General features: G+C 59.3%; 12 protein-coding genes. 4 read left to right on the top strand and 8 right to left on the bottom strand.

Features of this window, described 5'->3' with window-relative positions:
- Nucleotides 1-136: 136 nt before the first annotated feature.
- The 4 genes from nirB to cobA are packed head-to-tail and all read left to right on the top strand — an operon-like array spanning nucleotide 137 to nucleotide 6,366.
- Nucleotides 137-2,590, top strand: coding sequence for a nitrite reductase large subunit NirB (nirB, locus tag ACP7A2_RS20665; RefSeq protein WP_426135716.1), 2,454 nt, complete (start codon nucleotides 137-139; stop codon nucleotides 2,588-2,590).
- Nucleotides 2,587-2,904 carry a nitrite reductase small subunit NirD gene (nirD, locus tag ACP7A2_RS20660; protein WP_078738551.1) on the top strand — a complete coding sequence of 106 codons (318 nt, stop codon included), beginning with the start codon at nucleotides 2,587-2,589 and terminating at the stop codon, nucleotides 2,902-2,904. The genes nirB and nirD overlap by 4 nt, the downstream gene beginning before the upstream one ends.
- Complete coding sequence (locus tag ACP7A2_RS20655; protein ID WP_426135715.1) at nucleotides 2,904-5,612, top strand: molybdopterin-dependent oxidoreductase; 2,709 nt, start codon at nucleotides 2,904-2,906, stop codon at nucleotides 5,610-5,612. The genes nirD and ACP7A2_RS20655 overlap by 1 nt, the downstream gene beginning before the upstream one ends.
- 10 nt (nucleotides 5,613-5,622) lie before the next feature.
- Nucleotides 5,623-6,366, top strand: a complete 744-nt coding sequence (gene cobA / locus ACP7A2_RS20650; RefSeq protein ID WP_426135714.1) for a uroporphyrinogen-III C-methyltransferase — start codon at nucleotides 5,623-5,625, stop codon at nucleotides 6,364-6,366.
- Between the two features lie 60 nt (nucleotides 6,367-6,426).
- Here the strand turns inward: cobA and ACP7A2_RS20645 are convergent, their stop codons facing one another.
- From ACP7A2_RS20645 to ppsA, 8 genes are all read right to left on the bottom strand, one after another.
- Complete coding sequence (locus ACP7A2_RS20645; RefSeq protein WP_426135713.1) at nucleotides 6,427-7,407, bottom strand: OmpA family protein; 981 nt, start codon at nucleotides 7,405-7,407, stop codon at nucleotides 6,427-6,429.
- 107 nt (nucleotides 7,408-7,514) lie between these two features.
- Nucleotides 7,515-8,105 carry an RNA polymerase sigma factor SigX gene (gene sigX, locus ACP7A2_RS20640; RefSeq protein ID WP_426135712.1) on the bottom strand — a complete coding sequence of 197 codons (591 nt, stop codon included), beginning with the start codon at nucleotides 8,103-8,105 and terminating at the stop codon, nucleotides 7,515-7,517.
- An 87-nt stretch (nucleotides 8,106-8,192) separates the two neighbouring features.
- Nucleotides 8,193-9,017: a mechanosensitive ion channel family protein gene (locus ACP7A2_RS20635; protein WP_003175519.1), complete on the bottom strand. Its 825-nt coding sequence runs from the start codon at nucleotides 9,015-9,017 to the stop codon at nucleotides 8,193-8,195.
- A 2-nt stretch (nucleotides 9,018-9,019) separates the two neighbouring features.
- Complete coding sequence (locus ACP7A2_RS20630) at nucleotides 9,020-9,265, bottom strand: hypothetical protein (RefSeq protein ID WP_025854229.1); 246 nt, start codon at nucleotides 9,263-9,265, stop codon at nucleotides 9,020-9,022.
- An 86-nt stretch (nucleotides 9,266-9,351) separates the two neighbouring features.
- Complete coding sequence (locus tag ACP7A2_RS20625; protein WP_348059915.1) at nucleotides 9,352-10,347, bottom strand: zinc transporter ZntB; 996 nt, start codon at nucleotides 10,345-10,347, stop codon at nucleotides 9,352-9,354.
- Between the two features lie 25 nt (nucleotides 10,348-10,372).
- On the bottom strand, nucleotides 10,373-10,864 hold the full coding sequence (gene rraA, locus ACP7A2_RS20620) for a ribonuclease E activity regulator RraA (RefSeq protein ID WP_426135711.1): 492 nt from the start codon (nucleotides 10,862-10,864) through the stop codon (nucleotides 10,373-10,375).
- Between the two features lie 188 nt (nucleotides 10,865-11,052).
- Nucleotides 11,053-12,042 (bottom strand): alpha/beta fold hydrolase, encoded by a 990-nt coding sequence (locus tag ACP7A2_RS20615; protein WP_426135710.1) that lies wholly within the window; start codon nucleotides 12,040-12,042, stop codon nucleotides 11,053-11,055.
- A 106-nt stretch (nucleotides 12,043-12,148) separates the two neighbouring features.
- Nucleotides 12,149-14,524: a phosphoenolpyruvate synthase gene (gene ppsA / locus ACP7A2_RS20610; protein WP_426135726.1), complete on the bottom strand. Its 2,376-nt coding sequence runs from the start codon at nucleotides 14,522-14,524 to the stop codon at nucleotides 12,149-12,151.
- Between the last annotated feature and the right edge of the window lie 46 nt (nucleotides 14,525-14,570).

Below are 14,570 nucleotides of genomic sequence, written 5' to 3'. Positions count from 1 at the left end.
ATAGCCGCCCCTTCAACGTCGAAGGGTCGCGCTTCCCGAGAGAACGGGACCGGGACAAAGGCGTCCTCGCTAGCTTGCTAGCGGGGACGCCTTTTTTTGTTTGCGCGTGATTTGTCGAGCCATTGCGGAGAACGACATGAAAAAACTCAAATTGGTAATGATCGGCAACGGCATGGCCGGGGTACGCACCCTTGAAGAGTTGCTCAAGCTGAGTAGCGACCTGTACGACATTACCGTGTTCGGCGCCGAGCCCCACACCAATTACAACCGCATCCTGCTGTCGCCGGTGCTGGCAGGCGAGCAGACATTCGAAGAAATTGTGCTCAATGACCTGAGCTGGTACCTGGACAACAACATCAAGCTGCTGCTCAACCGCAAAGTGGTGAAGATCGACCGCGTCAAACGCATCGTCACCGCCGAAGACGGCTCCGAGGCTGAATACGATCGCCTGCTGATCGCCACCGGTTCGACGCCGTTTATCCTGCCGATCCCCGGCAATACGTTGCAGGGTGTGATCGGCTACCGCGACATCGCCGACACTCAGGCGATGATCGACACCGCCAAAACCCACAAACACGCGGTGGTCATCGGCGGCGGCCTGCTCGGCCTGGAAGCCGCCAACGGCCTGATGCTGCGCGGCATGCACGTGACCGTGGTGCACATCGGCGAATGGCTGCTGGAGCGGCAACTGGACAAAACCAGCGGCCAATTGCTGCAAACCGAACTGGAAAACCGTGGCCTGGTGTTTCGCCTGTGCGAACAAACCCAGGCGCTGCATGACGCCGGCAATGGCCGGGTCGGTTCGGTGCAATTCAAGAACGGCGACATCATTCCCGCCGACCTGGTGGTGATGGCCGCCGGCATCCGCCCCAACACCGAACTCGCGGAAAAATCCGGCATCCCGTGCAACCGTGGGATTTTGGTTAACGACACGTTGCAAACCTATGACCCGCGCATCTACGCGATCGGCGAATGCGCCAGCCATCGCGGAATCGCCTATGGCTTGGTGGCGCCACTGTTCGAGCAAGCCAAGGTCTGCGCCAACCACCTCGCGCAGCTCGGCTTTGCCACTTATAAGGGCTCGGTGACGTCGACCAAGTTGAAAGTCACCGGCATCGACCTGTTCTCCGCCGGCGACTTCATGGGCGGCGAAGGCACCGAAACCATCACCCTCTCCGACCCGATTGGCGGCGTGTACAAAAAACTGGTGATCAAGGACGACATCCTCGTCGGCGCCTGCCTGTACGGCGACACCGCCGATGGCGGTTGGTATTTCCGCCAGATTCGTGAGAACCATGCCATCGGCGAGATCCGCGATCACCTGATGTTCGGCGAAAACGCCCTGGGGGATGTAGGCCATCAAGGCCAGGACAAAGCCATGAGCATGGCCGACACCGCCGAAGTCTGCGGCTGCAACGGCGTGTGCAAAGGCACCATCGTCAAGGCGATTCAAGAACAGGGACTGTTCAGCGTTGATGAGGTAAAAAAACACACCAAGGCCGCCAGCTCCTGCGGGTCTTGCGCCGGGCTGGTGGAACAGATCCTGATCAACACCGTAGGCGGTGCGGCCGACGTCAAACCGAAAAGCGAAAAAGCCATCTGCGGCTGCAGCGACCTCAACCACGGGCAAATCCGCCAGGCGATCCGCGACCAGCACCTGCTGACCATCGCCGGCACCATGAGCTACCTCAACTGGCGCACACCGAATGGCTGCGCCACCTGCCGCCCGGCGCTGAACTACTACCTGATCTCCACCTGGCCCGGCGAAGCCAAAGACGACCCGCAATCGCGCCTGATCAACGAACGCGCCCACGCCAACATTCAGAAAGATGGCACCTACTCCGTAGTCCCGCGGATGTGGGGCGGTGTGACCAATCCTTCGGAGCTGCGGCGTATCGCCGACGTGGCCGACAAATACAACGTGCCGATGGTCAAGGTCACCGGCGGCCAGCGCATCGACTTGCTCGGCATCAAGAAGCAGGACTTGCCGGCGGTTTGGAAAGACCTCGACATGCCGTCCGGCCATGCCTACGGCAAATCCATCCGCACCGTGAAAACCTGCGTCGGCAGCGAGTTCTGCCGCTTTGGCACGCAGAACTCCACGCAACTGGGCATTGAGCTGGAGCATGACCTGTTCAATATGTGGTCGCCGCACAAGGTCAAACTTGCGGTGTCCGGTTGCCCACGCAACTGCTCGGAAGCCGGCATTAAGGACGTAGGCATTATCGGCGTCGATTCCGGCTGGGAGATGTACATCGGCGGCAACGGCGGGATCAAAACCGAAGTCGCGGAGTTTTTCGTCAAGCTGAAAACCGCCGAAGAGGTGCGCGAATACAACGGCGCTTTCCTGCAGTTGTATCGCGAAGAGGCCTTTTACCTGGAGCGCACCGTGCACTACCTGCAAAGGGTGGGCATGGAACACATCAAAAAAGCCGTGCTGGAAGACCCGGTGCGGCGTCAGGCCCTTAACGAGCGGCTGCAATTCTCGCTGTCGTTCGAGCAGGACCCGTGGAAGGAACGCCTGGAACAGCCGTTGCTGAAAAAGGAATTTGATGTGATCCCCGTCAAACAGCTGGAGGTGCCGGCATGAACTGGTTGGATATTTGCGCCCTCGATGAAATCAACGCGCTGGGTTCGCGCATCATCAGCGGGCCGAAAGGCGATATCGCGATATTTCGTACGAGCGACGACGAAGTTTTCGCCCTCGACGACCGCTGCCCGCACAAGGGCGGCCCGCTCTCCCAAGGCTTGATCTACGGCAAGCGCGTGGCATGCCCGCTGCACAATTGGCAGATCGACCTGGCCTCCGGCGAGGCCCAGGCACCAGACATCGGCTGCGCCCATCATCATGCCGCCCGCGTGGAAAACGGCCGGGTGATGCTGGCCCTGCGGGACGCCGGTTGATGAACCGCCAGACCACCGCGTCCACCTGTTGTTATTGCGGGGTGGGCTGCGGCGTGCTGATCGAGCATGACGGCGAGCAGATCCTTGGTGTAACAGGCGACCCGAGCCACCCGGCGAATTTTGGCAAACTGTGCAGTAAAGGTTCGAGCCTGCACCTGACCGGCGACTTGAGTGCCCGCGCCCTTTACCCGGAATTGCGCCTGGGCAAAGGCCTGGCACGCGCCCGCACCGATTGGGACACCGCCCTGGAACACGCCGCCAACGTGTTCGCCGAGACCATCGCCGAGCACGGGCCGGACAGCGTTGCGTTTTATATCTCCGGGCAATTGCTCACCGAGGACTATTACAGCTTCAACAAGCTGGCGCGGGGTTTGGTAGGTACCAACAACATCGATAGCAACTCGCGGCTGTGCATGTCCTCGGCGGTGGTCGGCTACAAGCGAAGCCTGGGGGCCGATGCACCGCCATGCAGCTATGAAGACCTGGACACCAGCGACTGCGTGATGATTGTCGGCAGCAACATGGCCTACGCCCACCCGGTTTTATTCCGACGCCTGGAAGAAGCCAAGGCACGTCGCCCACAGATGAAAGTGGTGGTGATTGATCCACGGCGTACAGACACCTGCGATCTGGCTGACCTGCACCTGGCGATTTTGCCAGGGACGGACGTGGCGTTGTTCCACGGAATTTTGCACCTGTTGCTGTGGGAAAGCTGGATCGACCGCGCGTTTGTCCAGGCGCACACCGAAGGCTTGGCTGAACTGAAACGTTTGGTGCATGACTACACGCCGCAGATGGTGACGCAGCTGTGCGGGATCAGCGTCGAGCAACTGCGCCTGTGTGCGGAATGGGTCGGCACCTCCAGCAGTTTTCTGTCGTTGTGGTGCATGGGGCTGAACCAATCGACCGCCGGCAGCGCGAAAAACAGCGCGTTGATCAATTTGCACCTGGCCACCGGCACCATAGGCCGACCGGGCTGCGGGCCGTTTTCCCTGACCGGCCAGCCGAATGCCATGGGCGGGCGCGAGACCGGGAGCCTGTCGAATTTGCTGCCGGGTCATCGCGAGGCGTCCAACCCTGAACATCGGGCGCAAGTCGCCAACTACTGGGGCATTGAATCATTGCCGGCGCCCACTGGGCTGACCGCCATTGAACTGTTTGAGCAGGTACAGGCGGGCAAAATCAAGGCGCTGTGGATTGCCTGTACCAACCCCGCGCAATCATTGCCAGACCAGAACAACGTGCGCGCGGCGTTGGCGGCGTGCCCTTTTGTCGTTTTGCAGGAGGCTTTTCGCACCACGGAAACCGCTGCCTATGCCGACCTGCTGTTGCCCGCCGCCAGTTGGGGGGAAAAGGAAGGTACGGTGACCAACTCCGAACGTCGAATTTCCCACGTGCGTCCCGCCATCTTCCCACCGGGAGAAGCAAGACCGGACTGGGCGATTACCGTGGATTTCGCACAGCGTATGGAGAAACGCCTGCGCTCAGAAAAGGCCAGCCTGTTCGCCTTTGAGACATCGGCGCAGATCTTTGATGAGTACAAGGAACTGACACGCGGGCGTGACCTCGACCTGTCGGGCATCAGCCATGCACTGCTTGACCAGATCGGGCCACAGCAATGGCCCTTTCCGGTGGGCGCGAAGTCCGGGACGCCGCGCTTGTACACCAATGGCGTATTCCCGACCGATAGCGGCCGCGCGCACTTTATCGCCGACCCTTACCGCGCCGCCAAGGAGCAGCGCGACGCGCGCTTCCCGCTGACCTTGATCACCGGGCGCCTGCGCGACCAATGGCATGGCATGAGCCGCACCGGCACCGCGGCGCAGTTGTTCGGGCATGTCAGTGAAGCGCTGTTGAGCCTGCACCCGGATGAATTGCGCCGCCATCGCTTCAAGGACGGCGACCTGGTCAATCTGAAAAGCCGTCGCGGCACTGTCATTGTTGCCGTTAGCAGTGATGACAGCGTGCGCCCCGGCCAGGCGTTCCTGCCCATGCATTGGGGCGATCGCTTTCTCAAGGGCGGCGTTAATGCGCTGACCCAGCCCGCGTTTGACCCTTTGTCGAAGCAACCGGAACTCAAGCACAGCGGCGTCCGTTTAGAAGCCGTGCAACTGCCGTGGCAACTGTTTGCGCTGATCGAAGGAAACATTCAGCAACACTTTGAAGCGCTGCGGTCGCTGTGTGAAGGCTTCTCCTACGTCAGCTTGAGCCTCGCCGGGCGTGAACGGCCCGCCTTGCTGATACGTGCGGCCCATACCGAAGCACCTGATTTGCAACTACTGACCCGAATCGACGAATTGCTGGGCCTCAACGACGGCCCAGTGATGGCTTACGACGACCCGCGTCGCTCAATTGGCAAGCGCGTGAAGATCGAGAAAGGCCGCATCACCGCCCTGCGACTGGCCGGTGAAACCCTCGCGCGGCACTGGCTGCAAAGCCTGTGGCTGGAAGGCCGCGCTGACGACACACTGCGCCGCTGGCTGTTGGCGCCGTTGAGTGCGCCGCCGGGAGGCGTGGCGGTGAGCAGCAAGATCCTGTGCAACTGCAAAAATGTCAGCGAAAGCGCCGTGTGCGCGGGCATTGGCCGCGGCCTTGACCTGGATGGACTCAAACACACGCTGGGGTGCGGCACGCAATGTGGCTCCTGTGTGCCGGAAATCAAACGTCTTTTGGCAGGCAACCCGCAGCCAATCGCAATGAATGTGTGAGGGGAAAAACATGAGCGCAAAAGTGTGGTTGGTGGGCGCTGGCCCCGGTGATCCGGAACTGCTGACCCTCAAGGCGGTGCGCGCGATGCACGAGGCCGACGTGGTGCTGATCGATGATCTGGTCAACCCGGCGGTGTTGGAACACTGCGCACTGGCGCGGGTAATCAGCGTGGGTAAACGCGGGGGCTGCCGTTCGACACCGCAGGATTTCATCCACCGCTTGATCCTGCGCTATGCCCGCCAAGGCAAGTGTGTGGTGCGGCTCAAAGGCGGTGACCCGTGCATTTTCGGCAGAGGCGGCGAAGAAGCGATGTGGCTGCGCGAACGCGGCATTGAGGTAGAGCTGATTAACGGAATTACCGCTGGCCTGGCTGGCGCGACGAACTGCGACATTCCATTAACCTTGCGCGGTGTCAGCCGTGGTGTGACGCTGGTGACGGCGCACACTCAGGACGACAGCAGCCTGAATTGGCGCGCACTCGCAGAGGGCGGCACGACGTTGGTGGTTTATATGGGTGTGGCCAAGCTGGAGGAAATCCGTCAGCAACTGTTGGACGGGGGAATGACCGCGGGTATGCCGGTAGCCATGATCGAAAATGCCTCGCTGCCCCATCAGCGTGAGTGCCGCAGCGACTTGGCGCATATGCATACGGATGCGCAGGCGTTCGCCTTGAAGAGCCCAGCGATTCTGGTGATCGGCAGCGTTGCCGCCCATGCACAGGCGGCCTGTGTTGCAGTGTCAGCCAGCGCCTGAGGTAAATTTCAGGCGAAAAAAAGCCCGGCCTAAGCCGGGCTTTTTTCTACAACTCAGTAATTACTGAGCGGTAGCTTCAACCGACGCTTCTACGCGACGGTTAACAGCGCGACCAGCTTCAGTTGCGTTATCAGCAACTGGGCGGGATTCGCCGTAACCTACAGCGGTGATGCGGCTAGGAGCAACGCCGTCTTTGACCAGGACTTGCTTAACAGCGTCAGCACGACGCTGGGACAGCTTCTGGTTGTAGGCGTCTGGACCGATGGAGTCAGTGTGACCAGCAACTTCTACGTTGGTAGCTGGGTACTGAGCCATGAAGTCGGCCAGGTTTTTCACGTCGCCGTAGCTGTTAGGCTTAACAACCGACTTGTCGAAGTCGAACTTCACGTCCAGCTCAACACGAACAACCTGAGCAACTGGAGCTTCTGGCTCTGGAGTTGGCTCTGGAGCTGGTGCTGGGGTAGGAGCTGGAGCAGCTGCGCCAGCGTTACCGCCGAAGTTTACGCCCAGGCCGACCAGTGCGGAGTAATCCCACTTGCCGTTGTCCATTGCGTAGTCAGCTTCAACACCGGCACGAGCGTACAGGTTGTTGGTGAAGTAGTACTTCACACCAGTACCAACGATAGCCAGGGTCGACTGATCGCGACCGCTGTGGCCGTCAGCCTGTACGTTGCCACGGCTCTGGTGGCCGAAACCGCCTTCTACGTATGGACGCAGGGAGTCGACGCCAGCTTGACCGAAGTGGTAGGTACCTACCAGGCTGCCGGTGTCGCCTTTGATTTTCTGGCTGCCAGTACCGTCGTTCGAACGGGTGTGGTTAGTCTTGTCGTACGACAGGTTCAGCTCGAGGTCGTCGGTCAAGAAGTAACCAATGCGGGCGCCTGGGTTGAAGCCGTCTTCGATGTGCTTAACGCTATCGTTGTACTGCTTCTTGTAGAACAGCTCGCCTTCAACTGCGCCTTGGCCTTGTGCCAGAACGCCGAAAGAAGTAGCGGCAATAAGAGAACCAATGGCCAAGCCCAAGGTGTTTTTCAGTTTCATCCGTTAAATCCCCATCTGGTGATTGTAAAGCAGTCCCACAAACCGGGGGACAACTCGGCGACAAGTCTAACAGAACTTGCCTACACGTAAGAGATATTTGCTACGCACTAAGTTTCAGTCTCGCCTGCAAATTTCTCACGTAATTTATCAAGAGCGCGTTTGTAACGCATTTTTGTAGCACTCAAACCCATGTGCATGATGTCAGCAATTTCCTGAAACTCCAGCTCTGCGACAAATCGTAGCACCAGAATTTCACGGTCAATCGGATTCACATGCACCAGCCAGCGATCAAGTCCGCCCTTTTCCTCGGGTGCCGGCGCTTTTTCTTCAGCCGCTTCCTCAAGGGGGTCCAGACTCAAAGCGTCCATCAAGCGACGCTTTCGCCGTTCCTTCCGATACTGCGTGATGCACTCGTTGTACGTGATGCTGTAGAGCCAAGTCTTGAACTTCGATTTTCCCTCGAAGTTCTTCAGCCCGTAAAGCACCTTGAGCATCACTTCCTGACAGACATCGTCCGCATCTCTATCGTTCCCCAAGTACCTTGAACAAACGTTGAACAGAGTGCGTTGATATCTGCGCATCAATTCTTCGTACGCACGTGTTACGTGAAACAGCTCCGTGTGTGCGCGCGCGACCAACTCCTCATCAGAGAGCTCACGGGGGTCGTAGCGCGTGGACAGCGTTTGGGCTTTATTCAAAACAAGTCGTGCCGACAGTCAGGTCAATGTCCGCTACAACCCGGTCAGCCGGGTTTGCGGCGGCGTACATTAGCAGGGTTTGCCGGGTTAGCGGCTACTGACCTGCTGCTCGAGGAGAATCCGGTTGGACAGCGATACCAGATCACCGTCATCGGTCAGCACTGTCGTCTTGACTGTGCCTATCTCCTCGATTTGCCCTTCGACCTCGCCCACACGCACCTGTTGCCCAACCTGATACAGCTCACGTACGTAGATTCCCGCAAGAATCTGACCGGCAATTTCCCGGCTTCCCAACCCCATGGCCAGCGCAACTGCCAGACCAACGGTAATCAAAACAATCACAATCACGTGGTTGAGCAGGTCGGTTTTGACCTCCAACTGGCTGATCGCGACAGAAATACTGATGATAATAACAAGGCCCTGGGCAATTCGCCCCAAGCCCGCAGCATAGTCCAGCCCCACGCCTTCGGCTGCCCCGCGAACCAGCCCGTTGGCCAATTGCGCGAGTAAAACGCCTACAAGCAACACCAGCGCGCCGCCGAAGACTTTCGGCAAATACAGTGCCAGCATGTCGAGCGTAGCTGAAACTCGCTCAAGGCCAAGTGACTGAGCCGCAGAAACCAGAAAAATAAGTAAAACGAACCAGTAAACGATCTTGCCGATCAGGGTCGAGATCGGCACCTGCAGTCCCGCGCGGCCCAATAGCTTGGTCAGGCCAGTGCCTGCCATCAATCGATCGAGTCCGAGTTTTGCGAGTAATTTGGACAGCAAGGTGTCGAGCAGCTTGGCCACGACAAAACCCAGCAATACCAATACCAGGGCACCAAACAGGTTGGGAATGAAATTCGCCACCTTGGTCCACAATGCGGTCATCGCCGTGACCAGGCTTTGGGTCCAGAGATCAAGTTCCATATTCAATCAGCCTTATCAGCAGTGCGTGCGAGAGGTTTACGACGGGAAACCGGTGATACGTGGGCCGAACCATTGTTCAGGGCCATCATCAACGCCGGTACCCAACGCCCGAGCAGACCGAACAGATCCCCCGCCCCAACCTGACGGTTGGCGGTTTTCAACACGCGGCCCAGGCAAGCATCGTCATCACGGTTGGACGGCGAAGCATTGAGCATGTCACGCAAAGACTGTTCGAACGGATCGTGCATAAAGACCTCTCGCAAGTGAATTAAAAGACGAGGGTAAAATTCCTGGGGTCACATAAGACCCTTTCTGCGTTCAGGTCATATTCAGCTCAAACCCAGCGTAATCGTCGAAATAGCCACCATTGCCCGGTGGCGACAGCCACCATCATCAGGCAGGCAATCAAGAATCCGTAGGGGCTGGAGGAGAACGGAATACCGCCCACATTGATACCCAGCAAGCCTGTTAGAAAACTCATCGGCAGGAAGATCCCGGTGATGATCCCGAACCGATACATCGTGCGATTCATGCGTACGCTCAGCCGCCGGTCTTCGGCCTCAAGTACCAGCCCCACGCGCTCCCGGGTCAACTCAAGCTCTTCCAGGTAGCGGGTCAGGCTGTTGTTCAATTCGTTCCAGTAGTCGGCATCGTCGTCACAGAACCACGGCAATTTGATGCGCGTCAGCTGCGCAAAAATATCCCGCTGCGGGGCGAGAAAACGCTTGAGCCCGGCGGCTCGCCGGCGGATCTGCAAAACGTTGCCGTGCTCAGGAGTATACCGTTCGTCGGCGTCGAGTTTTTCTTCTTCGGAATCGACGATTTCGGACAGGTCAGTGACCAGATCCTGCACTTTATTGGTCAGGTACTGCGCCATATAAAGGATGAGTTCAGACGCCGTTTTTGGCCCCTTGCCTTCCGCCAGTTGCACCAGCAGCTCATCTGTGGCGCGCAATGGGCGCAGGCGCAAGGAAATCACGCGACTGGCAGCCGCAAAGATGCGTACCGACACCATGTCTTCCGGCTCGGCACCGGGGTTGAGGTTGACCCCGCGCAGAAACAGCAGCAATTCGGCATCCGGCAACGGCAACAGGCGCGGGCGGGTGTTTTCCTCCAGCAGCAAGTCACAGGCGAACTCGCTCAAACCGCTGGATTTACGCAGCCAGGTCTGGGTTTGCGGATGGCTGCGATCCCAATGCAGCCACAGGCTTTCCTGGGGCTGCAGTTGCAAGTCGTCGAGCTCAGTCCGGGCAATCGAACGCGCACCGCCTTTACCGTCCAGCACCAGGGCATGCACCAACCCCCATTGCGCGTTTTCTTCCTCGAACATCCTCACCCCTGTCGGCAATTGCGGTTTATTCAGGCATTTTCAGCGGGCTGGGCGATACGATCACGCCATTATTGTCGGCGTAAACATATTCACCCGGGCGGAACGTCACGCCTGCGAAGGTCACCACCACGTTCAAGTCGCCGATCCCGCGTTTGTCGGTTTTCATCGGGTGGCTGGCCAGTGCCTGCACCCCCAGATCGGTCTGGGCGATGATATCGACATCACGGATGCAGCCGTAGATCACCAGCCCTTCCCAACCATTTTTGGCGGCTTTCTCAGCGATCATGTCACCGAGCAGCGCGCGGCGCAGTGAACCACCGCCATCGACTACCAGCACCTTGCCAGCGCCCGGCTGGTCGGCCTGTTCCTTGACCAGGGAATTATCTTCGAAGCATTTAATGGTGACGATTTCGCCGCCGAAGGAATCTCGGCCTCCGAAATTGCTGAACATCGGCTCGAGCACCTGCACCAGGTCCGGGTAGGCGTCGCACAAGTCGGGGGTCACGTAATGGTTCATTGAAAAATTCCTTTGGGTCAAAGAAGTGTCTTTCGAAAGAAGCGCCAGGCGATGCGGGTGTGGAACATCCCACCCGCGTCGCCGCAACGCAATAGCCACTGCGCGACTGAATATGACCAGAAGCGTTTAACGCGTCATATCTTAGCCGCAACCACGCACGAGTGAAACGCCCTTGGCAGAGCCTTCTGTCAAAGCACGGCGGCCACTTCGGACTGCGCCCCATATAAAGGTGTCAGCGGATCCTTCAACCACTGCTCCACCAGCGGCCACACTTCAGCCGCCGCGGCTTTACTGACCAACATCTCGACATGCCCGAAATCCCCGGTAAAACCCTGCTGGCGGCCCAGGCACAGGTACTGGCGATGTTCGGAGCCGACTTGCTCAAACAGCTTGCGACACGCCCAATCCGGATCCTGTTTGTCTGCGGCCGCGCTGACTGCCAATAGCGGCACGTCGACTTCGGCCAAGCCTTTCCACCAGTCACGCTCAGCGTCGCCAAAACGGCCGAACAGGCCATTCCAGCGCATGGCTTCAATCATCACGCCGGCCGGCTCATCCTCGGGGCCACGTTTGAACCGCGGCCCAGACACCTGGGCAAAGCGCTTGAGCAGCAAACGACTGCCCCACTCCACCGGCGGAATTTTCAGCGGCCAATGGGTGCGACTGACCTGACAGCCAAACAGCGCCACGGACGCCACCGACGGCGCGCCTAGGTGCTGGCCGCCCAAGGCTGCTGCCAAAGTCGTCGCGCCAAGTGAATGGCCCACCCAATGGGGGACCTGCCCGCTTTGCTCACGCACAAAGTCGCCAATCGCCGGCAAATCGTAGCGCGCGTAGTCCGCCACGCGATTTTTGACGTAGGTTTGATTGCGCTTGGACAGGCCGTGGCCGCGCATCTCAGGTATCCATACATCAAAACCCTGGCGGGCCAGGTAGGCGCCCAGCCCGATGCCCTTGGGTGAATACCAAAAGCGTCGATTGGAAAAACTACCGTGCAACAAAATAACCGGCGTGCCCCGGTTTTCCGGGACATCGGCACGGCCCAAGCGGGTCACGGCCAGTTCGACGGTGGCGTCGGGGCTGTTGCCGGGTTTGAGGCGGTACACATCTTCACTCAGGTCGCCACGACGTTCAGCGCTGATCAAGGCGACGGGAAACAGGTTGCTGCTGCTTTGCATAATGCTCTTGCACAAAAAAGGGCGGCGTCCGGAAGGAGGTCCGCCCTGCACAGATAAGAATGCCGGTCACCCTCAACAAGTGACCGGCACTTTTGACGTTTCGACCTTAGGCCGGCGCTTGGCCTTCCGCCAGGAAGAACCAGGTTTCCAGCACGGAATCGGGGTTCAGCGAGACGCTTTCGATGCCCTGTTCCATCAGCCATCGGGCCAGGTCCGGGTGGTCGGAAGGGCCCTGGCCGCAGATGCCGATGTACTTGCCGGCCTTGTTACAGGCCTGGATGGCGTTGGACAGCAGCTTCTTGACCGCAGGGTTACGCTCGTCGAACAGGTGGGCGATGATCCCGGAGTCACGGTCCAGGCCCAGGGTCAGCTGGGTCAGGTCGTTGGAGCCAATAGAGAAACCGTCGAAGAATTCGAGGAACTCTTCGGCCAGAATCGCGTTGGACGGCAACTCGCACATCATGATCACGCGCAGGCCGTTCTCGCCACGGCTCAAGCCATTTTCAGCCAGCAGGTCAACCACTTGGCTCGCCTCGCCCAGGGTACGCACGAAGGGCACCATGATCTCGACGTTGGTCAGGCCCATCTCGTTACGCACGCGCTTGAGGGCGCGGCACTCGAGTTCGAAGCAGTCACGGAACGATTCGCTGATGTAACGCGAGGCGCCACGGAAACCCAGCATCGGGTTTTCTTCTTCCGGCTCGTACAGCTTGCCGCCGATCAGGTTGGCGTATTCGTTGGACTTGAAGTCCGACAGCCGCACGATGACCTTTTTCGGATAGAACGCCGCCGCCAGGGTGCTGATGCCTTCCACCAGCTTCTCGACGTAGAAGCCCACCGGGTCGTTGTAGCCGGCGATGCGCTTGTCGACGCTTTCCTTGATGTCCAGCGGCAGGCCGTCGTAATTCAACAGGGCTTTTGGATGCACGCCGATCATGCGGTTGATGATGAACTCCAGTCGGGCCAGGCCCACACCGGCGTTCGGCAACTGCGCAAAATCAAACGCGCGGTCCGGGTTGCCGACGTTCATCATGATCTTGAACGGCAGGTCCGGCATGGCGTCGACGGAGTTTTGCTTGATGTCGAAGCCCAGCTCACCTTCAAAAATAAAACCTGTATCGCCTTCGGCGCAGGAAACCGTCACACCCTGGCCGTCTTTCAACAGCTGGGTGGCATTACCGCAACCAACTACTGCTGGAATCCCCAGCTCACGGGCGATGATCGCCGCGTGGCAGGTACGCCCGCCACGGTTGGTGACGATGGCGCTGGCGCGCTTCATCACTGGTTCCCAGTCCGGGTCGGTCATGTCGGAAACCAGTACGTCGCCTGGCTGGACTTTGTCCATTTCGGACACGTCCTTGATGATCCGCACCTTGCCGGCGCCAATGCGCTGGCCGATGGCACGGCCTTCCACCAGCACCGTGCCGGTTTCTTTCAACAGGTAGCGTTCCATGACGTTGGCCGAAGTGCGGCTCTTCACGGTTTCGGGGCGAGCCTGCACGATGTACAGCTTGCCGTCGTCACCGTCTTTGGCCCACTCGATGTCCATCGGGCACTTGTAGTGCTTTTCAATGATCATCGCTTGTTTGGCCAGCTCGCTGACTTCAGCGTCGCTCAGGCAGAAACGCGCGCGCTCAGCCTTGTCCACATCAACGGTTTTCACCGAGCGACCGGCCTTGGCCTCGTCGCCGTAGATCATCTTGATGGCCTTGCTGCCCAGGTTGCGGCGCAGGATCGCCGGGCGACCGGCCTCAAGGGTGTGTTTGTGTACGTAGAATTCGTCCGGGTTGACCGCGCCCTGTACGACGGTTTCGCCCAGGCCGTAGGCGCCGGTGATAAACACCACGTCACGGAAGCCCGATTCGGTGTCCAGGGTGAACATCACGCCAGCGGTGCCGGTTTCCGAACGCACCATGCGCTGCACACCGGCAGACAAGGCCACCAGCTTGTGGTCGAAACCCTGGTGTACGCGGTAGGAAATCGCGCGATCGTTGAACAGCGAGGCAAACACTTCCTTGGCCGCGCGGATCACGTTTTCCACGCCACGGATGTTAAGGAAGGTTTCTTGCTGACCGGCGAAAGAGGCGTCCGGCAAGTCTTCGGCGGTGGCCGACGAGCGCACGGCGACGGCCATGTCCGGGTTGCCCGCCGACAGGGTGGCGAAGGCGGCACGGATTTCTTCGTTGAGCTTTTCGGGGAACTCGGCTTCCATGATCCATTGGCGGATCTGGGCACCGGTCTTGGTCAGGGCGGCGATGTCATCGACGTCCAGAGCGTCCAGCGCGGCGTGGATCTGAGCATTGAGGCCGCTCAGTTCGAGGAAATCGCGGTAAGCCTGGGCCGTGGTGGCGAAACCACCGGGCACCGAGACACCAGCGCCTGCAAGATTACTGATCATCTCGCCGAGGGATGCGTTCTTGCCCCCCACGTGCTCTACATCATGGACGCCGAGCTTATCGAGGGAAACTACGTACTCTACCAAGGTGATCTCTCCACTAACTGTGTTGGAAAAGCTCAGGACGCCGGCG

Origin of the sequence: Pseudomonas sp. PWP3-1b2 (assembly GCF_049896045.1) — a bacterium.
In the GTDB taxonomy this organism is placed as follows: Bacteria; Pseudomonadota; Gammaproteobacteria; order Pseudomonadales; family Pseudomonadaceae; genus Aquipseudomonas; species Aquipseudomonas antarctica_B.
The sequence above is the reverse complement of the archived record's forward strand: the minus strand, read 5'-3'. Positions and strand labels throughout refer to the sequence as shown.